This is a genomic window from Erythrobacter sp. EC-HK427 (genome assembly GCF_902498745.1).
Lineage (GTDB): Bacteria > Pseudomonadota > Alphaproteobacteria > Sphingomonadales > Sphingomonadaceae > Alteraurantiacibacter.
In genome coordinates, this window is record NZ_LR701479.1 from 3026871 (window position 1) to 3050574 (window position 23704).

The following is a 23704-nucleotide window of genomic DNA, read 5'->3' on the forward strand; positions in this document are numbered from 1 at the left end:
CTTCCCCGTGGGGAGGGGCTGGGGGTGGGGGTTCCACGCCAATTTGATGCCGAACCCCCATCCCAACCGTAGGCGCTTCGCGCCGTCTGCGACTCCCCCAAGGGAAGGGTTTTTAAGTGCTTTCGAACAGAAGCAGCCTACCAATCCACCGCCGCAAAATTCCCCGCACTCTTCGCAAGCAATTCGCGCACCCCGTCCAAATCCGCCGCCTGAACGCCTTGCGGCAGAGCCTGCATCCGGTCCGCCGGAGGAAACGTCCCGTATCCGGCAAACAGCACGTGCCAGCTCATCGGGGCATAGGCCGGGATGCGGTATTGCTGCGCGTTGGCTGCCGCGATGTCCTGATGCGTGAACCACGCGGTCAGCATCGCTTTCAGCCCGTCAGTGAGGTGCTGGTTCGCCGCATTGTCGCGCCAATATTGCGTGTCCGACCGCTGGTTCATCCGGTAATGCGCCACGATGTAATCGCAGATCGCATCATAGCGCGCGCCGATATTGGCGTTGAAGGTGTCGCGGTGCTGGGCGGTGAACCCGCCCGCTTCATAGGCCTCGGCAAATTCCAGCGCGGTGGCGATGACGATGTGCAGCGCGGTCGCTTCCAGCGGCTCGATAAAGCCTTGGCTGAGGCCCGCCGCAAGGCAATTGCCACGCCAGCTTTCGCGCATCCGCCCGACCTTCATGCGGAGGAAGCGCGGCTCTGCGTCGTCTTCGCTCAGGCCGACAGAGCCAAGCAATTCCGCCGCCGCATCCTCGTCCGAAATGTATTTGGAGGAATAGACATAGCCATTGCCGGTGCGGGTGGTGAGCGGGATGTGCCAACGCCAGCCCGCCTGCATCGCCACCGCGCCGGTCTGCGGCTTGAAGTCCGTGACCCGCGCGGTCGGCACCACCACGGCGCGGTCGTTGAACAGGTTGTCGGCGAAGGGGAGGAACTCGCCGCCCAAAGCATCGCCCGCGATCACCGCGCGGAAGCCCGAGCAATCGACGAACAGGTCGCCAGTGACACGCTCCCCGCCTTCGCACAGCAGCGCTGCGACCTCGCCATCCTCGCCAACCTCGACTTGCTCGACCGTCAGCGGGCGATGCACCACCCCGCGCGCCACCGCCCAATCGCGCAGAAAAGCGCCCAGCTTGTAAGCGTCAAAATGGTAGCCGTAAGAGGGCGCGAAGGGGAAACTCTCCGCCGCCTGCGACCCCTTCCCCGCTTCGGCCAGCACGCTGGCGAGGAACCAGTCATCGGGATGCGCGGGAACATCCGCGCCGCGCCGTGCCAGCATCACATTGTGGGTGAAGGCCGGTTCGGTGTGCAGATCGACCGGGCCGGGGAACGGGTGGAAATAGCTTTCAAAACCGGCGCGCTCGCTCCAGCCGGAAAAGCGGATACCGAGCTTATAGGTCGCATCACAGGCGGCCATCCATTCGGCTTCGGTAATGCCGAGATGATCGAACATGGCTTTCAGTTGCGGAGTCGATCCCTCGCCCACGCCGATAATGCCGATATCGGGGCTCTCGACCACCGTCACCCGCCCGCCCCTTGCGCCCCAGCGGTGGTGCAGCAGGCAGGCGGTGATCCAGCCCGCGCTGCCGCCGCCAAGGACGACGATGTGGGGCGGAGTTGGCGCGCTCATTCGCCCGCTAATAGCCAGATGAAGATTTCGGGCAAGCGTGCGGCCCAGGCGTTTTCCTCATGCTCGGCGCCTTCATAGGCTTCCGAACGGAAGTCCTCGCCTTCCACCCAGCCCGCGGCGCGGAAGTCTGCACCGACGCTGGCTTGATAGGGCGCGTAATACTGGTCGAGCGTGGCGGTGCCGTGGTCCATCCAGATGCGGCGACCTGCGGGCGCACCAAGATTGGCGGCGAAATAGGCGCTCCATAGCTCGCGCGCCTGATCGCCCTCGACCGGCGGCAGCGTCGGGTCGGCCAGCGGCCAGTGCGACGATACGCAGGCAGCGCGGCCATAGACATCGGGCCGCTCGGCAATCGCCCAGCAGGAATTGATCCCGCCCATGCTCGATCCGGCAATGGCGGTGTTGGAAGGGCCGGTCTGCGTGCGGAACTCTGCGTCGATTTGCGTGCGCAATTCGTCTGCCATCCAGTCGAGGTAACGCTGCGAAAGCACCTCGCCATTGGCGTAACCGGTGATGCTTTGCGCGAGCGCGCCCTCGGCTTCTTCGGTAGCGAAAGCGGGGAGATATTGGCGGTAACGATCCGGCCCCGGTGCCCAGATGCCGACAATGATATGCGGCTCCACTGCGCCGCTCGCCATCGCTTCCAGCATCGCCTGATCGGCGGCCCAGATCTTGTTGAAGTTGGAATTCGCCAGATCGAACAGATTGTGCCCGTCATGCATATACAGCACCGGATAGCGGCGCGCCGAGCTGTCATAGCCGGGCGGCAGCCAGATCGAGAGGCGCTGGTCGGGCAGGCCTTCCACCGCGAAAGGCCCGCGCTCGATCAACCGCGCTTCGCTGGCGGGCTGCACCGTGGCGCAGGCCGCGAGCAGAAGCGCACCCAGCGCCGCGAGGAGCCGTCCGATCATTCGCCTGAAAGCGCGATTTCGATAGCGAAGCCGCCCGCGCGCGCCATGTGCACGTCCAGCGTGTCGCCCTGCCGCACGGTGACGGTGCGCACATTCATCGCGTGGCGGTTATCGCCCAGCCCGTCCGCGCCTTCGCCGTCTTCCCAGATCGTGGCGACATATTCGGTGTCGGTGTAGAGGAAACCGAGGTCGATCGTAACATCGCGCGGCTGGTCGTCAGTGACGCCGCCTACGAACCACGTTTCGCCCTCGCGCACTTGCCGCGCGATCACCGCATACTCGCCAACCGCGCCTTCGAGCAGCATGGATTCGTGCCAATCGACGCCCACGCGCCGTGCGAAATCGAGCGCCTCGGGGTGCGCCTCCAGGTTCTCGGGCGTATCGGCAACCATCTGGATCGGCGAGTAAATCGCGATGTAGAAGGCGAGCTGGCGCGCCAGGGTGGAGGGAATATCCGGCGCAGTCGCCCCGCGCCCTTCCAATGAGAAGACGCCTGACGTGTAATCCATCGGGCCGGACAGCATTCGGGTAAAGATCAGCTCGGGCACGTGATCGGGCCCGTTCTTCGGCACGCCCCATGCGTCATACTCCGCCCCGCGCGCGCCTTCACGGCTGACCCAGTTCGGATAGGTGCGGCGGAGGCCGGTATCCTTGATCGGCTCGTGCGGGTTCACCGCGATCCGGTGCTCGGCTGCCACCTGAACGACGCGCAAGTGGTGGTTCACCTGCTCCTGCCCGTCATGCCACACGAAGGTCTCACCACCTTCGCCATCAGAGGCAATCACGCCCCCCGCATCGGCGACATAGCCGGTCTTGACTGCATCGATGCCCAGCCGCTCGTAAAACGCCATCGCGTCTTCGAGTTGGCGTTCATACACGTCGATATTGCCGCCGGTTTCGTGGTGGCCGATGATCCGCACGCCGCGCTCGCGCGCATAGGCGGCGATCGCTTCGATATCGAAATCGGGATAGGCCTGCGTAAAATCGAACTCGCGGCCATTGCCGAACCATGTCCCGTCCCAGCCGACATTCCAGCCTTCGATCAGCACGCCGCGAAAGCCGTGTTCGGCGGCGAAATCGATGTGGCGAAAGGCGTTCTCGGTCGTCGCGCCGTGGTTAGGCCCGCTCGCCCAGCTGCTCTCGTCGAGATGCATTTCCCACCAGATGCCGATATAGGTGTGCGGTTCGAACCAGCTGACATCGCCCAGCACATTGGGCTCGTTCAGATTGAGGATCAGGCTGGAATTGAACAGATCATCCGGCCCGTCACCGATCTGGATCGTGCGCCACGGCGTGTGGAAGGCGCCTTCGCGCACAACTTTCGGCCCACGCGGGCTGGGCGAAAGCTGCGCGCGCAGCCGCGTGCCTTCCATCCGCCGCAGCCACATCCCCGAATAATCGACCAAAGCCGCCTCGTGGAAGGAGAGGTGCGTGCCGTTCTCCAAAATCATCGTCACCGGCGTGTGCACAGTGGAGAGCGCGCTGATCGGGGTGCGTTCGTAGAGATATTCGTAGCGGTTCCAGTCGCCTGCGGGGATCGACCAAGCCTCGCCATCGCTGGCGATGCGGAATTCGGTCAGCTCCTCGGCGATATTGGCAACAGGCAGGCTCGCCTGTTCGGGAAATTCCATGCGGAAGCCAACGCCATCGTCGAACACGCGCATCCGCACGGTCATCTGCCGCGCTTCCACGTCATTCTGGCGGAAAGTCACGGCGAGTTCGTTGTGCCGGTCAACCACATAGCGCCGCTCGCCCCAGGGTTGCTCCCATGTGGTGTCGCTGGAGCTTTCTACCTCGCTCACCACTTCGAAGCCGCGGCGCATCGGATTGGCATCGGTGAAAGTGAAACCGATCGTCGATTCCTCGATCACCGGCTGCCCGTCAAAGCTGACCGAATAGATCGGCACACCTTCGCCATTGGCGGTGAGCGTGGCGACGATCCGGCCATCGGGCGAAGTCACTTCCTGCGCCAGCGCGCTGGTCGACAGCAAAGCGGCGGTGAGAGTCAGGGCAAAGCGGGCAAGGTTCATAATTTCACCACAAGAGCTGCAAAGGGAGGAAGGGCGGAGGAGTTTGCGCCATTGACGGCGGCGAGCTGCGTTCCGGCGGTTTGGGCGGGGCTGAGCGGCTGCTCGCCGCGCCCCAGATTGGCGAAGATACGCACGCTTTCGCCATCGGCATGGCGTTCCATCACCAGCAGATCGCCCGCCGCATCGCAGCGCGTTACCGCCCCGTGATGCAGCGCAGGGTGGGCATTGCGCAGAGCGAGCATGGCGCGGGTGTGGTTCAGAAGCGAGCCTTCGTCGCGTTCCTGCAAGGCGACCGCGCGCGCGCGGTTCTCCTCCCCCAGCGGCAGCCACGGCTCGGCCGAACCGAACCCGCCGCACGCGCTGTGTTCCCACGGCATCGGCGTGCGCGCGCCATCGCGGCTGAGCGTCAGCGGCCAGTTCGCAATCGCTTCCGGATCGTGCAGCTGCTCGAAGGGAATATCCACCTGAGTGAGGCCGAGTTCCTCGCCCTGATACAGGATGATATTACCGCGCAGACACGCCAGCAGCAGCACCTTCATCCGCGCAAAGGCATCGCGCTCATCGGGAGCGCACCATCGGCCCAGCGCGCGCGGGGCATCGTGGTTCTCGAACGCCCAGCTCGGCCAGCCCACGCCGTCTGCATCGGGCCACTGTGCCAGCGCGCCGCACACAAGGCCCGGCGTCAGTTTCTCGGCATAGAGGAAATCGAAGCCGTAGGCCGAATTGAGATGGGCATCGCCTTGCGTAAAGGCCTTCATCTCCACATCGGCATCATCCCCGCCCACTTCGGCCACGGTGAACACCGCATCGAATTCATCGGTCAGCGCGCGGATGCGCTCGATGAATTTGGGAATGTCGGGGTGCGACTGGTTGTTGACCTTCAATTGGAAATCGAACGGCCGCGTGCGCTGCTTGTTGGTGGCGGGCGCGGGCGGATTGTCCTTCAGTTCCGGGTCGTGCATCGCGAAATTGAGCGCATCGATACGGAACCCGTCCACTCCCCGCTCCAGCCAGAAGCGCATCACGCCCAGCGCCGCATCCTGCACCTGCGGGTTGTGCATATTGAGTTGCGGCTGCGAGCTGAGGAAATTGTGCAGGTAATACTGCCCTCGCCGCGCGTCCCACGTCCAGGCGGGGCCGCCAAACACGCTTTGCCAGTTGGAGGGCGGCGAGCCATCGGGCTTGGCATCGGCCCAGACATACCAGTCGGCCTTCCGATTATCGCGGCTGGCGCGGCTTTCGGCGAACCATTCGTGCTCGTCCGAACTGTGCGAATAGACCTGATCGATCAGGACTTTCAGCCCCAGCGCGTGCGCCCGCGCCACCAGCGCATCGAAATCCGCAAGCGTGCCGAAAATCGGATCGACATCGCGATAGTCCGACACGTCATAGCCGAAATCCTTCATCGGCGAGCGGAAGAAGGGGCTGATCCAGATCGCATCGACGCCAAGGCTGGCCACGTGATCGAGCCGCGCGGTAATGCCCGGCAAATCGCCGATCCCGTCCCCGTTGGAATCCATGAAGCTGCGCGGATAGATCTGGTAGATCGTCGCGCCCTTCCACCACGGCAAAGCGGCAACGGTTTCCGGCCGCGTATCAAGAGCTGCTTCGGCGATCATTCGGCATCCTCGTGCAGGCGGCACACGGCCCAGCCAAAGGCCGGAACGGTGAAGGCGGCAGTGCCCGGCGCGGTCACTTCGGCGGGGCAAGCGCCCGCCAGCGTTTCCAGCCGCGTGGCATCGTAATTGACCCAGATATTCACGCTGCGCGCTTCCCCGCTGGTGTTGAAGACCGAGAGATACTCCTGCCCGCTGTCCGGATCAAAGCGCGAGGCGGCGAAAATGCCCGGCTCCTGCTCGTAATGGCGCACCTGCTGGCGGCCCCGGGTGAAGGCCGGATGCGCGAGGCGGATGGCAGAAAAGTCGGCAATCAGCCGATACAGCGGATGCGCGGTGTCGAAATTCGCCTCTGCCGTCGTGGCATCGGTGCCGATCAGATCATTGTCGTTATATTCCGCCGTCAGGCTGGGGAACATCGGTTCGCGCGCGCGCTGGTCGTTCCCGTCGCCCACAAAGCCCTGCTCGTCCCCGTAATAGATCGTGGGCGAACCGCGCAGGGTCAGCATCATCGCATGGCCGAGCATCACGCGCTGCAACAGCTCTTCGGGCGAAATATCGGGCCGGCGTTCGCGGATCAGCGTGCTGAAACGGCCCATATCGTGATTGCCGAGGAAGGTCGGCAGGTTGAGCGCGGCTTCCTCCCCGCCTTCATACAGCGCATCACCATCGAACAGGCGGTTGAGCACATAGGTGCCCTCTCCGCTGCCCAGCACTTCGCGCATAGCGGCGGCAAAGGCGAAATCGAGCACGGCAGGCAATTGGTCGCGGCGGGTATATTCGGCGATATATCCGGCGGTCGTATCGTCCGAATAGACTTCGCCGAACATATGGAAATTGGGGATGCCTGCCGCTTCGGAGCATTCTTCCACGGCGGGCACGAACGCCTGCCAGAAGCCGGGATCGACATGGCGCGCGGTATCGATGCGGAACCCGTCAATGCGGGTGTTAACCACCCAGTCGCAATAGATATCGATCATGCCCTGCCGCACGAAGGGGTGTTCGGTGAACAGATCGTCCAGCCCCACGAAATCGCCCTGACGGCTGCTTTCGCCGGTAAAGGTCGTGTCGCCGCGATTGTGGTAATAGATCGGATTGTTGAGCCAGGCGGGGACTTTCACCTCGCGCTCGGCCTCCGGCACATAGGGCGTGTAGGCGTAGCTGGGATCGGTCAGGCGGGCGAAGTTTTCCTCGCTCGAATCCTCGTGCCCGGCAAAGCCTTCATTGATCGGCTCGCCATCCACGCCGCCACGCCGCGAATAGGGGAAGTCTGCCAAGCTGCGATAGGTATAGTCGGTATCGTCCCCTTCTTCATACCGGATCACGTCCGCCGTGTGGTTGGTGATGATATCCATGTAGACCTTCATGCCACGCGCATGGGCCGCGTCCACGAAAGCGGCGAATTCCTCGCGCGTGCCGAAATGGCTGTCGGGCCGCGTGAAATCGGTGACCCAATAGCCGTGATAGCCCGCGCTCTCGTCACCCGGCGGCCCCTGTACCGGCTTGTTCTGGAAAATCGGCGCGAACCAGATCGCGGTGATGCCCATCCCTTCGAGATAATCGAGGCGGCTGGTCAGGCCCGCCAGATCGCCGCCCTGGAAGAAACCGCGATGGGTGGGGTCGAAACCGTGATCGAGGCGGGTTCCTTCGAAACCGCCGGTATCGTTGCTGGTATCACCGTTCTCGAAACGGTCGGGCAGGACGAAGTAGATAACTTCATCGGAAGGCAGTCGGTCGAGATAGTCGGGCGTTTCCGCAGCGTGCTCGGCGTGCGCGGTATGATCCATGCCCTCATGCTGCTGCGCGGTGGCACAGGCGGGCAGAGCCAGCGCGGCGAGCGCCAGAGCGAGCGCGGTTTGCGGGCGTCTACGGTGTGTCATGCTGGTACCTCCACGCGGGGACTTGGCCCGCTCGCATAGTTTTGCAGAAACTGGATATGCCCTTGCATCGGGCGGGTTTGGTTGGCGATAGCGGCCTCGGTCTGGTCGAGCATCAGGCGCAGCTCGGCTTCGGACAGGCTGTCCGCCATCGGATTGTAACTTTCTGCCGCGACCCCCTGCCCCGCGAGCACCTGGAACCAGCCGACCTCGGTGAACAGCTCCTCATGCTCGCGGTGGATAAAGCCGGTGGCGCGCCACAGGTCGAGCTTGGCGACAAGCGTGTCGGGCAGCGCCATGTGGCGGACATCATCCCAGAACGGTTCGCCCTCGCGCTGGTTGGCATGGTAATGCAGCACCAGAAAATCACGGATGCGCTGCCATTCGAAGTCGGCTTGGCTGTTGAACCAATTGCGTGTGGCTTGTGTGCCCGTTGTGCCGGGCAGAACCGAGAGAAAGCGGCTGACCGCGCTTTGCACCAGATGGATGCTGGTGGACTCCAGCGGCTCCATAAAACCGGCGGCAAGTCCAAGTGCCAGACAGTTGTTTTTCCAGTGTTCTTTGCGCTTGCCCGTGGTGAAGCGGATAGGGCGCGGATCGCCCTGCGGCGCGCCGTCGAGATTGGCGAGTAGAGTGGCCGCCGCCTCGTCCTCGGACAGATGGGCGGAGGAAAAAACCATCCCGTTGCCAATGCGATGCTGCAAGGGAATGCGCCACTGCCACCCCGCCTTGCGGGCAATCGAACGGGTATAAGGGGTAAACTCGCCGCCACTATCGCAGGCCACCGCCATCGCGCGATCGCAGGGCAGATAGTGTGACCAGTCGTCAAACCCCGCACCCAGCGCGCCTTCGATAAGCAACGCGCGGAAGCCGCTGCAATCCATGAAGAATTTGCCTGCAACACGGCGTCCACCGTCGAGCAGAAGCGCGGCAATATCCCCGCTTTCGCCATCGCAAACCACATCACCGATGGTGCCCTCAATCCGCACCACCCCGCGCATTTCGGCAAAGGCGCGCAGGTGCTGCGCGTAGAGTCCGGCATCGAAATGATAGGCATAGGGCAAGGCCCCCGGCTGGCCCTTCGCCATCCGCAAATTGCGCGCTGCCACTTCGTTCAGCGAATAGGCGGCAAGCGGCTTCGCAAAGCCCGCCGCCTTCGCGCGCAGCCAATAATGCTGGAAGGGCAGCAGACCATGCGCGCGGCCCACTTGCCCGAAGGCATGCATATAGGAATGGCCTTCGCGCAGCCAGCCGTCAAAGGCGATGCCGAGCTTGAAGCTGGCCTTGGTTTTGATGAGGAATTCGCGCTCATCGAGGCCCAGCGCGTTTAGCCAGAGGTGGATTTGCGGGATCGTCGCTTCGCCCACACCGACGGTGCCGATGGCGTCGCTTTCGACCAGAGCAATACGTGTTCCGGGAGGAGCAAAGCGGGCAAGCCCTGCTGCGGCCATCCATCCGGCAGTCCCGCCACCGGCGATTACGTAATCGTATGGAGCCTCTTCGTTCATAACGCCTGCCCGTCATCGCGCTTCATGTCACCCACGCGCTATGGTGCCACAGCGCGTGGGGACAGGGAACCGGCGGGTCGCGGGGAGAACGCTCCCCGCCGGAGTGCGACCCTTAGAAGCGGAAGGTGGCGCCGACCTGGAAGCGGCGGCCATATTCCTGATAGTCGAGCACGAGGAACTCGTTCTCGGCATTGGCCTGCGCCACGAACGGCGCGTTGGTCAGGTTCGATCCGTTGAGGAAGAGCGACAGGCCATCGAGGGAGCCACCTTCGAAGGTGTAACCGATCTGCGCGTCCACAATCGTTTCCGAACGGGCCAGACGGCGCGTCGGCGAACCACCGAAGCCGGTGAAGTCACCCAGGAAGCCGCTGCGATAGCGCACGCTCGTACGTGCATTGAAGCCGCCGAGATCGTAATACACCGTACCGTTGGCGACCCATTCCGAATAGCCCGGGATCACATCGATATCGCCATTGGCGTTCTCGATCCGGGTTTCGGTGTAGCCTGCACCACCGGTGAAGCCGAAGCCGTCCAGCGCCTCGGTGAAGATGTCGAAGGGCAGCGTAAGCGACACTTCGGCGCCGAAGAAGTCCCCACCACCGGTGTTAACTTCGGAGTCGAGCGTACCGATCAGCGTTGCCGGGGCCTGGCCCGCAGGCAGCGGGAAGGCGCTGTAATCGAAGACCGTGCGCGAACCGTCGATATAGCTGACGATGTCCTTGTAGAAGAACTGCGCCGCAACCACGCCCGAACCACCGGCGAAGTAACGCTCGATGTTGAAGTCCATCGCATTGGCACGATACGGACGCAGCAGCGGGTTGCCGCCACCACCGCTGATGAACGGCGCGAGGCCGGTCGGGCTGTCCTGCACATTGTTGTTGATGCCGTAACCGATGGCCGAACGCAGCGCATCAAGCCGCGCACGCTGGATCTGGCGCGAGGCCGCAAGACGCACAACCCAGTCGCTGTCGAAACGGAAAGCGAGGTTCATGCTGGGCAGCACGTCCCAATATTCGTCACCCAGCGAGATATTGACCTGCTGGCCAGCGGCAAAAGCAATACCGGTCGAGTTCTGATCGGTGCGAATGGCCTGCACGCCGATGTTGCCGGTCAGCACGCCGTTGGGCAGATCCTGATCGATATCTAGCTGGACATAGCCGGTCAGCAGTTCCTCGCTGATATTGTAGGCCTTGGCCGGAATATCGTTCGAGGTGTTGGGCGTCAGGATCAGCGTGCCATCTGCAATGAGGTCGCGCGCGTCATAGCTGACAATCGGGCCAAGGCCGAGATAGCCGAGATCGGTCGGTTCGAGCAGGGCGCTGGTGGGGATCGCAACTTCGGTCACACCGGTGGGCGGCGTGATGAAGAATTCGTCCGGCGTCAGCGTCTTGGTGCGGTCAGTGTAACCGGCACCAACATTGATCGCCGAGAAGAAGCCGTCGATTTCACGCGAAATACCAACGCGATACTGGAACAGCTCGTCTTCGACGATGCGGTTGTTGTAATAACCGGCCTGAACGCGGCTGCCACCCCAACCCAGCGGGTCGGTCAGGACGATCAGGTTCGGATCGGCATAGTTGAGCGTCGGCGAGAAGCTGGTGCCGTTCTCATTGGAAACGAAGCCGATAGTATCGGTCGCGCCGACACCGGCATTGTAGCCCGTGCCCGAATAGCTTTCGAGGCTCAGCTCGTTGCGGTCGGTGCGCGAATAACCGAAGTCTGCAAACGCGCTCCAGCCATTATTGCCTTCCCACGCCAGATTGATGCCGCCCGAATAGAGGTCAGCTTCGCGCTGGAAGATGTCGTTGCGCACCACACCTTCAACATTGTTGAACGTGCCGGCCGAAGCGAACGAGCCTGTCGGCGTGTCAATGATCGTCGCCGTGGCCGGATTGAAGGTGGTGCCGAAAGCACCGAAGCCGAGCGGCAGTTCAATGCCGCGCTTGATGCTTTCATCGTTGAAGTTCGAATAGAACCCGTCGACCGTCAGCATCAGCTCAGGCGAAAGCTCCGCCTGGAATGTGCCGTTGAAGCCGATACGCTCAAGGCTGGTCGAGGTGACGAAGCTCTTATTGCCGCCGATTACAAACGGACTGGCAGGCGAACCGCCACCGGCATAACCCCAGGCGTTGAATTCCTGCAGCTGGTAAGGCTCATTGGTGTAGGCCACAGCCAGCGCGAGGCCGATACGGTCATCGGCGAACTGGTCAACATAAGTGGCGTTGGCGCGGTAGCCGAATTCGTCCGAACCGGCATTCAGCGCGCCGAGATCGGCATACGAACCGCGAACGCCGACAGCGAGGATCTGCTCCGACACTTCGAGCGGGCGGATCGTCTGGATATCAATCGTGCCGACAAGGCCCTGCCCGATCATGCTCGCCGAAGGCGATTTGAACACGTTGACGCGGCTGACGACTTCGGAAGGATATTGGTCAAATTCCACCGCGCGGCTGTCGCTGGTCGAGGTCTGCTCGCGGCCATTCAGCGTGGTCTGCGAGAAGTCGGGGCCGAAACCGCGGATCGAGATCACGTTGGCGCGGCCATTGAGGCGCTGCGAGGTGACACCCGGCAGGCGGGCAATCGATTCACCGATCGAAGCGTCGGGCAGACGGCCGATGTCTTCGGCGGTCACCGATTCAACGATCAGATCGGTGTCGCGCTTTTCGCCGACAGCCGAATCGAGCGCGGCGCGGAAGCCGGTGACGATGATCATCTCGTCATCTTCGGGATCGGCCTCAGCCTGGGCGCCGGCATCCTGCGCCATGGCAACACCCGGAAGGGCGAAGGCGGCGATAGCGAAAGCGGTGCTGCTTGCACCAATGCGAAGGGTATTGCGGAAATTCATATCAGTCCCCGATCAAGCGCCGGCAAACCGATAAATCGGCCCTTTCCGGCATAGTCCTCGTCCAAAACACGCACGGTCGAAAACGGAGTCCCGCCGTGCTTGTGATGCCCGTATCTGTTGTGCGGGGCGCTTGCGGAAGATAGCATACGTATACGCAATCCATGCGGGTCGGCGGATAGTGGCTCGATTGTCACATTTTGCAAAACCGTGCTGCATCGCAGCATTTCTGCCGTTTTTGCGCGTTTTCCCGCCCCGCCCTACGGGCGTATTTGCAAATATGTCGCAGGCAGCCTAGGCTCGCCCTCGCGTGGGGTGAATTGGGAGAAGTCACCCGCAGGAGGTTCCATGGGCCGTCCGCCTACCGGTCGTCCGACCAGTTTTGATATCGCCTATGCGGCGGGGGTGTCGCAGCCGACCGTCAGCCGTGCGCTGCGCGGGGACAAATCGGTGAGCGAGGCGACGCGCGAGAAGATCAAGGCGATTGCCCGCGATCTCAATTACACGGTCGACAAGAACGCCTCCTCGCTACGCTCGCAACGGTCGAACACGATTGCCCTGCTGTTCTTCGAAGACCCGACACCCGACGAAAGCATGATCAATCCGTTCTTCCTCGCCATGCTCGGCTCGATCACCCGCGCCTGCGCCAATCGCGGGCTGGATCTGCTGATTTCCTTCCAGCGGATGGAGGATGACTGGCACATGCAATATCAGGACAGCCACCGCGCGGACGGGCTGATCCTGCTCGGATACGGCGATTTCACGCTCTACAAACAGCGGCTGGAGCAGCTGGAGGAACAGGGCACGCATTTCGCCCGCTGGGGCTCGGTTTCGAGCGACCTCAACGGCACCACCGTGGGATCGGACAATTTCGGCGCGGGCAAGCTGGCGGGCGAGCATCTGATTGCGCGGGGCCGCAAGCGGATTGCCTTCCTCGGCCATGCGGACGAGCATTATCCCGAATTCGAAAGCCGTTATCAGGGGCTTTACGCCGCCATGCTGCAAGCAGGGCTGGAGCCCGACCCCGATCTGCAATTCGATGCGATCACCACCGAAGAGGCAGGCTATGCCGCCGCGCGGCTGCTTATGGATAGCGGCGCGGATTTCGATGCAATTTTTGCCGCCAGCGATCTCATCGCCATCGGCGCCTTGCGCGCGCTGGCCGAAGCCGGGCGCAGCGTGCCGGGCGATGTGGCGGTGATCGGATTTGACGATATCCCTGCCGCCAGCCTCACCAACCCGCCGCTCACCACCGTGATGCAGGACATCAAGGGCGCGGGCGAGCGACTGGTTGAAACGCTGATCGCGCAGCTTGAAGGCCGCGAAAAGCCCGATAACCGCCTGCCCGCCCGCCTGATCGAGCGCGCCAGCACCGCACACCTCGCGCCCGCAGCCCCCGCCGCACCCCGCGCGCCCGCGCCGCACGCTATCTGAGAGCGCAATCGCTCCGGACGTATTCGTATGCATGTTGTCGGCACCGGATAAACGTGCCAGCCCTGTTGCCCTAAGCGAGACAGCGCAAAGACTGTCCGCACCAGAATTGACGGGTAGAGGGACATTTCATGGCAATAGTCGGGGGCACTGCGCCCGTAACAACGTCCGCGCGCAAGCCGCATATGGGCTGGGGCAGCCTCGCCAATATGAGCTTCGGCTTCTTCGGCATCCAGATCGGTTTCGTGCTGCAAAACGGCAATATGAGCCGCATCTTCCAAACGCTGGGCGCGAGCATGGAAGAGCTTCCCGCCTTGTGGGTGGCCGCGCCGCTGACCGGGCTGATCGTGCAGCCGATAGTCGGCCACCTGTCAGACAAGACCTGGAACAGCTTTGGCCGCCGCCGCCCCTATTTCGTCACCGGCGCACTGCTGGCCGCGATTGCCCTGTTTCTGATGCCGCTCGCGCCGACCTTTGCCGCGCCGCTGATCTTTGCCGCAACGCTGCTGTGGATCCTTGATGCCAGCCTGAATATCTCGATGGAGCCGTTTCGCGCTTTCGTGGGCGATATGCTCGACAAATCGCAGCACGCCACCGGTTATGCGGTGCAGACCGCCTTTATCGGCGCGGGCGCGGTGGCAGCAGCGATTTTCCCGTGGTTGCTCGACCAGTTCGGCGTCAGCAATGTCGCGCCTGACGGGCAGATCCCCGACACCGTGCGCTGGAGCTTCTGGGCTGGCGGCATCGCCTTGTTCAGCGCGATCATGTGGACGGTGTTCACCACCAAGGAATATTCGCCCGAACAGATGGCGGCGTTCGAAGCCGAACGCGACGTCGAACTGGGCGAAACGGTCAGCGCGCTGGCCGCCAAAAGCTACACCACGCCGCTGATCTGGATTGTGGCGGGCGCTGCCGTGGCGTTGTCGGTCAACCCGCTGGGATTGCAGAAGGAAATCTATCTGCTCGGCGGGCTGCTGGCGACCTATGGCGTGCTCTCCGCCATCGGCATTTCGATGGCGAAGCAAGGCAAATCGGCGAATATGCTGGCCAGCATCGTGGGCGACTTTTCGGGTATGCCCGACACGATGAAGCGGCTCGCCGTCGTGCAATTTTTCAGCTGGTCGGCGCTCTTCATCATGTGGATCTATTCCGGCCCCATCGTCTCGCAATATTTCTTCGGCAGCGCCGATCCGACCACGGCCGCCTATAATGAAGGCGCGAACTGGTGGAACCTGATCTACACCGTGCAGAACGGCGTAGCCGCGGTCGCCGCGCTGCTTGTCCTGCCCGCGCTTGCCCGCAAGATCGGCAAGGCGCGCACACATATGACCTGCCTGCTGCTCGGCGCACTGGGTTTCCTCGGCTATTTCGTGCTGCGCGACCCGAACCTGCTGATCATTTGCGAAGTGCTGAAAGGCATCGCCTGGGCCAGCATTCTCGCCATGCCCTACGCTATTCTGGCAAGCAGCCTGCCGCAGAAAAAGCTCGGCATTTATATGGGCCTGTTCAACGTCTTTATCGTGATCCCGCAACTGCTGGTCGCGACTGTTATGGGCAGCGTCATGCTCGCCTTCTTCCCCGGTGAGCCGGTCTGGACGATGCTGTTCGCCGCCGCCAGCTGGACAATTGCCGCCTTCGCCATGCTGCGCGTGCGCGTGCCCGGCAAAACCGCTTAAGGAGAAAATCCATGCGTAAACTGCTTGCCACCGCCGCCGCCACTGCGCTTATCGCAGGCGGCTCCTATGCCATGACCAGCAGCCCGGAAGAGCCCGCCCTTGATCCCGCCGTTGCCGAGGCAGCCGCGAACGATCCGTGGACGCCGCGCCCCTATGTGCAGATCGAGAATCCGGAGTGGAGCCGCGATGCGGTGCTCTACCAGATCAACACCCGCCACTTCACCGAAGAAGGCACTTTTGCCGCGGCGGAAGAGCAATTGCCGCGCCTGCGTGAAATGGGCGTCGATATCCTTTGGCTGATGCCGATCCACCCGATTGGCGTGGAGAACCGCAAGGGCACGCTCGGTAGCCCCTATTCGGTGCAGGACTATTACGCGGTGAACCCGGAATTCGGCACCGAGGAGGATTTCCGTAGCTTCGTTGACGCCGCACATGAACAAGGCTTCCGCGTCATCCTCGATCTGGTCGCCAATCACACCGCGTGGGACAACGAACTCGCGACCGAACATCCCGACTGGTACGAAAAGACCTGGGACGGCGATTTCCGCCCGACCCCGTGGTGGGACTGGTCGGATATTATCGATCTCGACTGGTCACAGCCCGGCGTGCGCGAACACGTCGGCGGGGCGATGGAATACTGGGTGCGCGAATTCGGCGTCGACGGTTACCGCGCCGATGTGGCGGGCTATGTCCCCATCGATTTCTGGGAAGTGATGCGCGCGCGGCTCGACGCCATTCGTCCGGTCTTCATGCTCGGCGAAGTGCAGCAGGTGACACACCACCGCGCCGCGTTTGACGCGACCTATGGCTGGGACTGGCACGTCGCCTCAAAGCGCATTGCGGCAGGCGACGCCAATGCCACCGGCTTCTTCGGATATTACGCCGAGAACGAGAGTCTGTATCCGCGTGAGGCCATGCGGCTGACCTATATCGAAAACCACGACAGCAATGCGTGGGAAGGCACGATGTACGAGAACTATGGTGACGCGCTGGAGGCGATGACCGCTTTGAGCTTCACCGGCGAAGGGCTGGCGCTCATTCACAATGGTCAGGAAGCGTGCAACGCCAAGCGGCTCGAATTTTTCGAGCGTGACCCGATTGACTGGAGCCAGGGCGAGGACTGCGCCTATGGCCAGCTGCTCACCGATCTGATCGCTTTCCGCACCGCCAATCCGGCTCTGCACAATGGCCGCTGGGGCGCGCGCATGGCGCAGGTGGTCAACTCCGCGCCCGAACAGCTGTTCGCCTGGGTGCGCGAGCAGGAGGGGAATAAAGTCGTCGGCCTGTTCAATTTCTCCGCGCAACCGGTGGAAGCGACTTTGTCCGACGGGCTGGCAGCCGGAAGCTACACCGAATTCCGCACCGGCGAGGCGGTGACACTGGCGGCGGGAGATACGATCACCCTGCCCGCCTGGGGCTTCCGCCTGCTTTCCAGCGGCGGTCAGTAAGTCAGCGCAAGGTCGGGAAAGGGGTCTTCGCGCCCCATCCACCCGGCCACGCGCTTCTTCGCCCGCATATGGATGATGGCGAGGCTGGGGATCACCAGCATCAGCAGCGCCGTGCCGAACAGCACGCCGAAGCCGAGGCTGGCGGACATCGGGATAAGGAACTGCGCCTGCACGCTCGTTTCAAACGTGATCGGCGCGACGCCGAGGAAGGTCGTGATCGCGGTCAGCATGATCGGGCGGAAGCGGGTCTTTGCCGCATCGACCATCGCCTCTTCGGGCGGCATTCCGCGCTCGATATTCTCGTTGAGGAAGTCTATCAGAACCAGCGAGCCGTTGATGATAACGCCTGACAGCGCCACAATCCCGAACATCGATAGGATTCCCAGCGGAATGCCCAGCAACAGATGCCCGATCAGCGCGCCGAGCAGGCCAAAGGGGATCGCCGCCATAATCACGAGCGGCTGGGTATAGGATTTGAACGGGATCGCCAGCAGCGCATAGATCACGATCAGCGCTATGCCAAAGGCCGCTCCAAGATCACCGAAGCTCTCCTGCTGCTCTTCCTGCTCGCCGCCAATCGAATAGCGCATTCCCGGATAATCGGCGAGGATTGGCGGAAGGATCGTTTCCTCCAGCACCAAGCTGGCTTCCTGGCTGGTGATGACATCATCATCGACATCGCCGGTAATCGTCACGATCCGCCGCCCTTCCTCGCGGCGGATGACCGAAGGCGCTTCGGTAAAGCTGGCATCGGCAATCGCCCCTACCGAGGTAAAGCCACCGGGCACGCGGACGCGGAAGCGTTCGATATCGGCGATGGAATCGCGCTCGCTCTCGGGCAGGCGGATATAGACGCGCACATCCTCGCGCCCGCGCTGCACACGCACTGCTTCGGCCCCGAAGAAGGCTGCGCGCACCTGCGCCGCCACATCCTGTAGGGTTACGCCCAACGTGCGGGCTTCGGGCTTCAGCCGCAGCTCAATCTCGCGCATCCCGCCTTCTTGGTCGCTTTCGACCGCGAACACGCCCGCAATCGTCTGCAAATCGCCAACAATGCGATCACTCGCTTCTTGCAGCACAGCATTGTCCGGATGTGAAATGTGCACATTCACCGGATCACCGACATTGAGCAGCGAAGATTCGATGGTGAGCGAACGCGCTTCGGGCACTTCGCCCAGCTCCTCGCGCCACGCCTCTTCCAGCTCGGCCGCGGACAGGTCGCGCTCGGTGGAAGTAACCAAGCCAAGTTCGACATCCGCCAGCGCCGGGCTGAAGGTCGAGCGCAAGCCGTCCGGCCCGCCCTGCTGCTGTTGCAGGCCAACCGAGGTGAAAATGCCTTCGAGGAACGGCGCCTCGCTCGGCTCGCCATCGTGGAAACGCGCCAGCGCGCGGTCGCCCGCTGCCTCGATCCGTTCGACCACTTCCGCCGTGCGTTCGATGGTCGTGCCCGCAGGCATTTCCAGCCGCGCGGTCACACGGTCGGCTTCGATATCGGGGAAGAAGGATGCCTTGATGATCCCTGCCGGTATCATCGCGAAAAAGACAATCAGCAGCGCCACCGCGCCGGACATGACAAGAAACGGCATCTTCACGCTGAACCGCAGCGCGCGGTCGAGCGGGCCGTTGACGAAGGCCTTCAGCCGCACGTCGACCGCATTCTGTACCCGTTCGAAAAAGCGCGTGACGGCGTTCTTCGCTTGCGTCCCGGCGGCGGGCAGATCGGACAGGTGGTTGGGCAACACCAGCAGTGCCTCGACCAATGAAAGCGACAAAACCGCAACGACCACAAGCGGAATATCGGCAAGGATTTTACCGATCGTGCCGCCCACGGCCCATAGCGGCGCGAAAGCGGTGATCGTGGTCAGCACCGCGAAAATGACCGGCAATTGCACACGCTGCGACCCGGCAATCGCCGCACCGAGCCCGCTTCGCCCGCGTTCACGTTCGGCATAGACGTTTTCACCCACCACCACCGCGTCGTCCACCACCAGGCCCAGTGCCAGAATGAAGCCGAACAGCGAAAACATGTTGATGCTCGATCCGGCCAATTGGAGGATCGCAATCGCCCCGATAAAGGTCGCGCCAATGCCCACCGCCGACCAGAAGGCGAGCCGCAAATCGAGGAACAGGGTGAGCGCGGTCAGCACCAGAATGAGGCCGATGATCGCATTGTCGATCAGCAAAGAAAGCCGGTCCTCCAGCAGCAGCGACTGGTCATCCCAGATGGCGTAGGACAGGCCTTCGGGCAGATCATGCTCTTCCGCCAGCAGCGTTTTCACCGCGTCGGCCACGTCCAGCACCCGCTCGTCACTGGTGCGATAAACATCGACAAAGGCCATCGGCGCATCGTTGAAGGTGGTGACAACGTCCGAATCCTCGAACGCGTCGTTCACCGTGGCCACATCGCCCAACCGCAAGATCGCACCGTCGCCTGCGCTCAACAGCACGATGTCTTCAAAATCCTGCTGGTTGTAATTCTGCCCGACTGTGCGAACGCGCACTTCTTCCTGCGCCGTGTCAATCGAACCTGCCGGACTGTCGAGGCTGCTCGCGCCGACAATCCGCGCCACATCGGTTAGCGACAGGTTCAGCGCGCGCAGTTGGTCCTGCGGAATGTCGGCGATGACCTGATAATCGCGCACGGCGCTGGTTTCGACATAGCTGACCTCGTCCAGTCCCGCGATGGCGTCTTCCAGCGCATAGGCGCTTTCTTTCAGCGAGCGTTCGGAGACATCGCCGTAAAGCGCGATGCGCATGACGATCTGCCGCGTGGTCAGTTCGCGGACATTGGGCTCTTCGGCTTCGACCGGAAAGGTCTGGATCTGGTCGACTTCGGACTTCACCTCGTCCAGCGCGTCGGACATATCGGTGCCCAGTTGCAGCTCGACATTGACCGTGCCGCGGCCTTCCTGCGCGGTGGAAGTGATTTCCTTCACCCCTTCGATCGCGCTGACCGCTTCCTCGACCCGCTGGACAATCGATTCCTCGATCTCCTCGGGCGTGGCGCCCGGATATTCGACGCTGACCGAAATCGTATCGAGGCTGCTTTCGGCAAAGACTTCCTGCGGGATCGAATTGTAGGCGACGATTCCTGCCACCACCATGAAGATCAGCAGCAAGTTCGCCGCAACGCCGTTCCTCGCCATGAAGGCGACAACCCCGCCACGATCGCGCGCGCGTTCCTCGGCAACATTGCCGAACCGGTCGAGCGCGCCGCTGCCTTCTTCGGGCGAACCGGAGGGCGGACTGGCAGGAGGCGCCGTCTCGCTCATTAGCCGGCATCTCCGCGCAGCCGCACAGCCATGCCGTCGGTCGGCGCGTTCAGGCTGCTGGTGATGATGCGCCCGCCCTCGGCCAGCGAGGGCGTGCTGATATAGGCAAATTCGTCGTCGCGCCGGATCACCCGCACGGGCAGGATGCGCAGCACGCCATCGCGCACCACCCACACCTCGTTGCCCGGACGCAGCGCCTGCGCCGGAATAGCGGCATAGCTGTCGAGCACAGCGCCGTTGATCTGCGCACGGACAAAGGCACCCAGCAGCAAGGGCGGTGCGGGACTGGCGGAGGGCACCTCGCCCTCTTCAGCCACCAATTGCCCTCCGCCCATCGGATTGGGGACTTGCAGGAAGATCTCGACATTGCGGGTTTCAGGATCGAGGCTGGCATCCGCCCGGTCGATCCGTGCAGGCCAGCGATAGGTCAGCCCGCCATAATTGTAGAACACATCCGCCGGAATGCGCGCCCCGCTGCCGTCCATCAGGCCGGGGATCAACGCCGCTTCATCGGGAGTGAGCGACAGGCGGACTTCGAACACACGAGCATCGACCAGCGTCCCGAGCGCCTGCCCAGGCTGCACCAGCGTGCCGACCGCGATGTTCTCTTCCTGCACCAGCCCGCGGAACGGCGCGGCCACGCGGGTGCGCGACAAGGACAATTGCGCGACCGCGAGATTGGCCGATGCCCGTTCCCGCGCGGCGCGGGCGGAGCGCAATTGCGGCTCTCGGCTGGCCAGCACGCTGCTGCTTGCTTGCTGACCGCTAGCAGGCGCATTGCTGCGCGCGAGCCGTTCAGGCGGCATGATCCGCGCAGCGTAATCATTATCGTCGATGCTCGACAAACCTGCCACCGCCGCCTCGCGCTCGGCAAAGCGGGCGAGTTCGTCCTGCGCAATCGCGACTTCTTCTTGCGCTTGCAGCACGGCGACATTTTGCGCCGCGACATCGGCCTCGGCGATGCGCACCTGATTCTGGAAATCGGTGGGTTCGATCCGCAGCACGGTAGCACCGGCGGGCACGACCCCGCCTTCGCGGAATTGCGGGTGCACATAGGCGAGCCTGCCCCCGACCTGCGCGCCGATCACCACCACGTCGCGCGGCTGCACAGTGCCCGACGCGATAACGGGAATGGGGCCGGACGCCGCCTCGAAAGCCACCGTCTCCACCAAAGGTACCGCTTCGATGCGTTCCTGCGTTTCGGGCTCGGGCCGCAGCCACACCATCAGCGCGCCGATGCCGATGGCACCGACCAGCAGCAGAAGCGAATATTTCAGTTGCTTGCTCATGGCATTACGTCTCCGGCAGGCCCGTCTGCGAGGGGCCGCATTTCGAGCGGGAGGGGTTGGCTGTCAGGCGCCCAATCGCCGCCCAGTGCGCGGTGGACATTCAGCCGCGACAGCGCGGTGGCGCGCGCCGCGCCCGACAGGCTGCTTTCCACCTGATAGACATTGCGCAACGCGTCGAGATAGGCGGTGTAACTGCCCACCCCCGCCGCAAAACGCCGCCGCTGCAAATCGAGCGAGCTTTGCGCTTCGGTGAGTTGCGCGGCGATCAACAGGTAACGCTGGCGCTGCTCCTCATAGTCGGAAAGCGCGGTGTCGACCTCGGCAAAGGCGGTGATGACGGAGCGGGTATAGGCCGCCGCGTTCTGCGCATAGACCGCGCGGGCGGCCTCGATATTGGCGGAAATCCGCCCCCCGTCAAAAATCGGCGCGACCATGCTGAGCGCGAAAGAAGCCGCCCAATTGTCGAAAATATTAAGCGCGCTGCCCACCCCGCCGCCTTGCGAACCAAACGATGCCACAAGGCTGGGCTGCGGATAGCGTTCCGCCCGCCGCGCTCCGATGCGCAGCCGCGCCGCCTCCAGCCGCGCCCACGCCGCCGCCACATCGGGACGTTGCGCCAAGAGATCGGAGGGCAGACCGACCGGCACCGCATCGAAAACGAGCGTCGGAATGAGCGGTGCTGAAAGGATGCTCTCCACTTCGGGGCGATAGGTGCCCAGCAGGATCGCCAGCCGCCCCTCATGCGCCGAAAGGGCGCTTTCCAATTGCGGCAAGGCGGCCTGCGCCGCGCGCAGTTCCTGTTCGATCTGGTAAAGCTCGAAACTCTGCGCCAGTCCCCGGGCAAAGCGTTCCTGTGTGCGCGCGGCGCGGTCCTGCAGAACATCCAGACTGGCGACCGTCAATTCGATCTGCCGCCGTGTATCGACCACGTCGAAATAGGCGGAAATCGTTTCTGCCGCGACCGCCAGTTGCACCGACCGGAAGTTCTGCTCCACCGCCAAGGCATCGGCGCGGGTCGCGGCAAGATCATTGCGCGCACGCCCGAACAGGTCGAGTTCGTAGGCCGCACCAACGCCGAAGGAGAAGGTGTCGTTCTCGATCCGGTCGGGGCCGCCCCCTCCGGCGATTCCGCCGAACGGGCTTCCGGAGAGCGGCGTGCTGCTCGACGTGGTGTCACGGTTGAACACGACAGTCGGCAGCAGTGCCGAGCGCGCCAGCCGCGCCTGCGCGCTCGCCTGCTCCACCCGCGCAGCCGCCTCGGCAATATCGAGATTGCTTTCCAGCGCGCGTGCTACCAGCGTGTCGAGCACCGGATCGTCAAACGCAGTCCACCACGCCTCGGGCCGGTATTCGCCCGCATTTTCCACGTAGAGATATTGTTCGGGCAGCTCCGCAGTTACCACCGGCACTTCCGGCTCCGGTGCGAGCGAGATGCAGCCGGACAAAGCAGCGAGCATGGCAGTCGCGGCAAGAATGCGGGCGCGGATCATCGCTTGGCCTCCAGCACCATGCGCGCGATTGCCTCCAGCCGGTCAAGCAGCAGCGCCTTCATCGGCTCTTCGATATCGTCCACTTCCATCACCGTGCACAGCGACATCCGCGAGCTGCGCAGCGAGATCGCCATGGAGACGAGATAGAAGAACGTGGCAACCGCCTCCTCCTGCGTCAGCGCAGGATCGAGCGCGCGGATATTGGCCGCATGGCTCCGGCTCAGCGGCAGAAAATCGCGGCAGAAAAACTCGCGCATCGGCGATGCCGGGTTCTGCTGTTCGCGCGAGACGAAGCAGGATGCAGGCGCAGCCTCATCGCCCAGCATAAAAGCACCGATGGCACGCAGCACCGCACAGAGTTCACCGACCGGATCACCCTGCGGGGCAGCAGCCTGCGCCGCTTGCGCCACTTCCCAAAAGCGTGTGACGAGCGCTTCGGCAGCGGCGCGGTAAAGCCCGTCCTTGCCGCCGAAGTGATAGGTGATGTTGCTCATCGTGGTGTCCGCAGCCGCGGCGATATCGCGCGTGCTCGCCCCGGCAAAGCCATGCTCGCCAAATTGCTGGATCGCCACGCTGATGAGTCGCTCGCGCACGACCGTTTATCTATCGTTCGTTCGAACGAATGACAACTACAGACTTTGGTTGGGGGTGCGCTTTCGTTGGCTGCCAGACGCTTGAGCGCGCAA

At 63.2% G+C, this 23704-nt stretch carries 14 protein-coding genes; 3 read left to right on the forward strand and 11 right to left on the reverse strand.

Annotated features, from left to right (window positions below; all coding sequences use genetic code 11):
- Positions 1-137: 137 nt before the first annotated feature.
- The 7 genes from GC121_RS14800 to GC121_RS14830 form a co-directional block, all read right to left on the reverse strand.
- The gene (locus tag GC121_RS14800) at positions 138-1628 is read right to left on the reverse strand and encodes a tryptophan halogenase family protein (protein WP_151975447.1); all 1491 of its coding nucleotides are present in this window, start codon (positions 1626-1628) and stop codon (positions 138-140) included.
- Positions 1625-2539, reverse strand: a complete 915-nt coding sequence (locus GC121_RS14805; RefSeq protein WP_151975448.1) for an alpha/beta hydrolase — start codon at positions 2537-2539, stop codon at positions 1625-1627. The genes GC121_RS14800 and GC121_RS14805 overlap by 4 nt, the downstream gene beginning before the upstream one ends.
- Positions 2536-4569 carry a glycoside hydrolase family 97 protein gene (locus GC121_RS14810; protein WP_151975449.1) on the reverse strand — a complete coding sequence of 678 codons (2034 nt, stop codon included), beginning with the start codon at positions 4567-4569 and terminating at the stop codon, positions 2536-2538. The genes GC121_RS14805 and GC121_RS14810 overlap by 4 nt, the downstream gene beginning before the upstream one ends.
- Complete coding sequence (locus GC121_RS14815; protein WP_151975450.1) at positions 4566-6188, reverse strand: alpha-amylase family glycosyl hydrolase; 1623 nt, start codon at positions 6186-6188, stop codon at positions 4566-4568. The genes GC121_RS14810 and GC121_RS14815 overlap by 4 nt, the downstream gene beginning before the upstream one ends.
- On the reverse strand, positions 6185-8065 hold the full coding sequence (locus GC121_RS14820) for an alpha-amylase family glycosyl hydrolase (protein ID WP_151975451.1): 1881 nt from the start codon (positions 8063-8065) through the stop codon (positions 6185-6187). Before GC121_RS14820 ends, GC121_RS14815 begins: the two co-directional genes overlap by 4 nt.
- Entirely contained in the window at positions 8062-9570 is a 1509-nt protein-coding gene (locus tag GC121_RS14825) for a tryptophan halogenase family protein (protein ID WP_151975452.1), read from the reverse strand. Before GC121_RS14825 ends, GC121_RS14820 begins: the two co-directional genes overlap by 4 nt.
- A 112-nt stretch (positions 9571-9682) precedes the next feature.
- Positions 9683-12415, reverse strand: coding sequence for a TonB-dependent receptor (locus tag GC121_RS14830; RefSeq protein ID WP_151975453.1), 2733 nt, complete (start codon positions 12413-12415; stop codon positions 9683-9685).
- 345 nt (positions 12416-12760) lie between these two features.
- Here GC121_RS14830 and GC121_RS14835 point away from each other — a divergent pair, with 345 nt between their 5' ends.
- The 3 genes from GC121_RS14835 (at position 12761) to GC121_RS14845 (ending at position 16967) form a co-directional block, all read left to right on the forward strand.
- On the forward strand, positions 12761-13846 hold the full coding sequence (locus GC121_RS14835) for a LacI family DNA-binding transcriptional regulator (protein ID WP_151975454.1): 1086 nt from the start codon (positions 12761-12763) through the stop codon (positions 13844-13846).
- Positions 13847-13974: 128 nt separating this feature from the next.
- The gene (locus GC121_RS14840) at positions 13975-15519 is read left to right on the forward strand and encodes an MFS transporter (RefSeq protein ID WP_370513756.1); all 1545 of its coding nucleotides are present in this window, start codon (positions 13975-13977) and stop codon (positions 15517-15519) included.
- 11 nt (positions 15520-15530) lie between these two features.
- On the forward strand, positions 15531-16967 hold the full coding sequence (locus GC121_RS14845) for an alpha-amylase family glycosyl hydrolase (RefSeq protein WP_151975455.1): 1437 nt from the start codon (positions 15531-15533) through the stop codon (positions 16965-16967).
- Here GC121_RS14845 and GC121_RS14850 read toward each other — a convergent pair.
- Genes GC121_RS14850 through GC121_RS14865 form a run of 4 tightly spaced genes read right to left on the reverse strand, consistent with a single transcriptional unit; the run spans position 16961 to position 23611 of the window.
- A complete protein-coding gene (locus GC121_RS14850) occupies positions 16961-20239 on the reverse strand; it encodes an efflux RND transporter permease subunit (RefSeq protein ID WP_151975456.1) in 3279 nt (1092 codons plus the stop codon). The two genes, GC121_RS14845 and GC121_RS14850, sit on opposite strands and share 7 nt — an antisense overlap.
- On the reverse strand, positions 20239-21528 hold the full coding sequence (locus GC121_RS14855) for an efflux RND transporter periplasmic adaptor subunit (protein ID WP_151975457.1): 1290 nt from the start codon (positions 21526-21528) through the stop codon (positions 20239-20241). The genes GC121_RS14850 and GC121_RS14855 overlap by 1 nt, the downstream gene beginning before the upstream one ends.
- A complete protein-coding gene (locus GC121_RS14860) occupies positions 21525-23018 on the reverse strand; it encodes a TolC family protein (protein ID WP_151975458.1) in 1494 nt (497 codons plus the stop codon). Before GC121_RS14860 ends, GC121_RS14855 begins: the two co-directional genes overlap by 4 nt.
- A complete protein-coding gene (locus tag GC121_RS14865; protein ID WP_151975459.1) occupies positions 23015-23611 on the reverse strand; it encodes a TetR family transcriptional regulator in 597 nt (198 codons plus the stop codon). Before GC121_RS14865 ends, GC121_RS14860 begins: the two co-directional genes overlap by 4 nt.
- Positions 23612-23704: the final 93 nt, after the last annotated feature.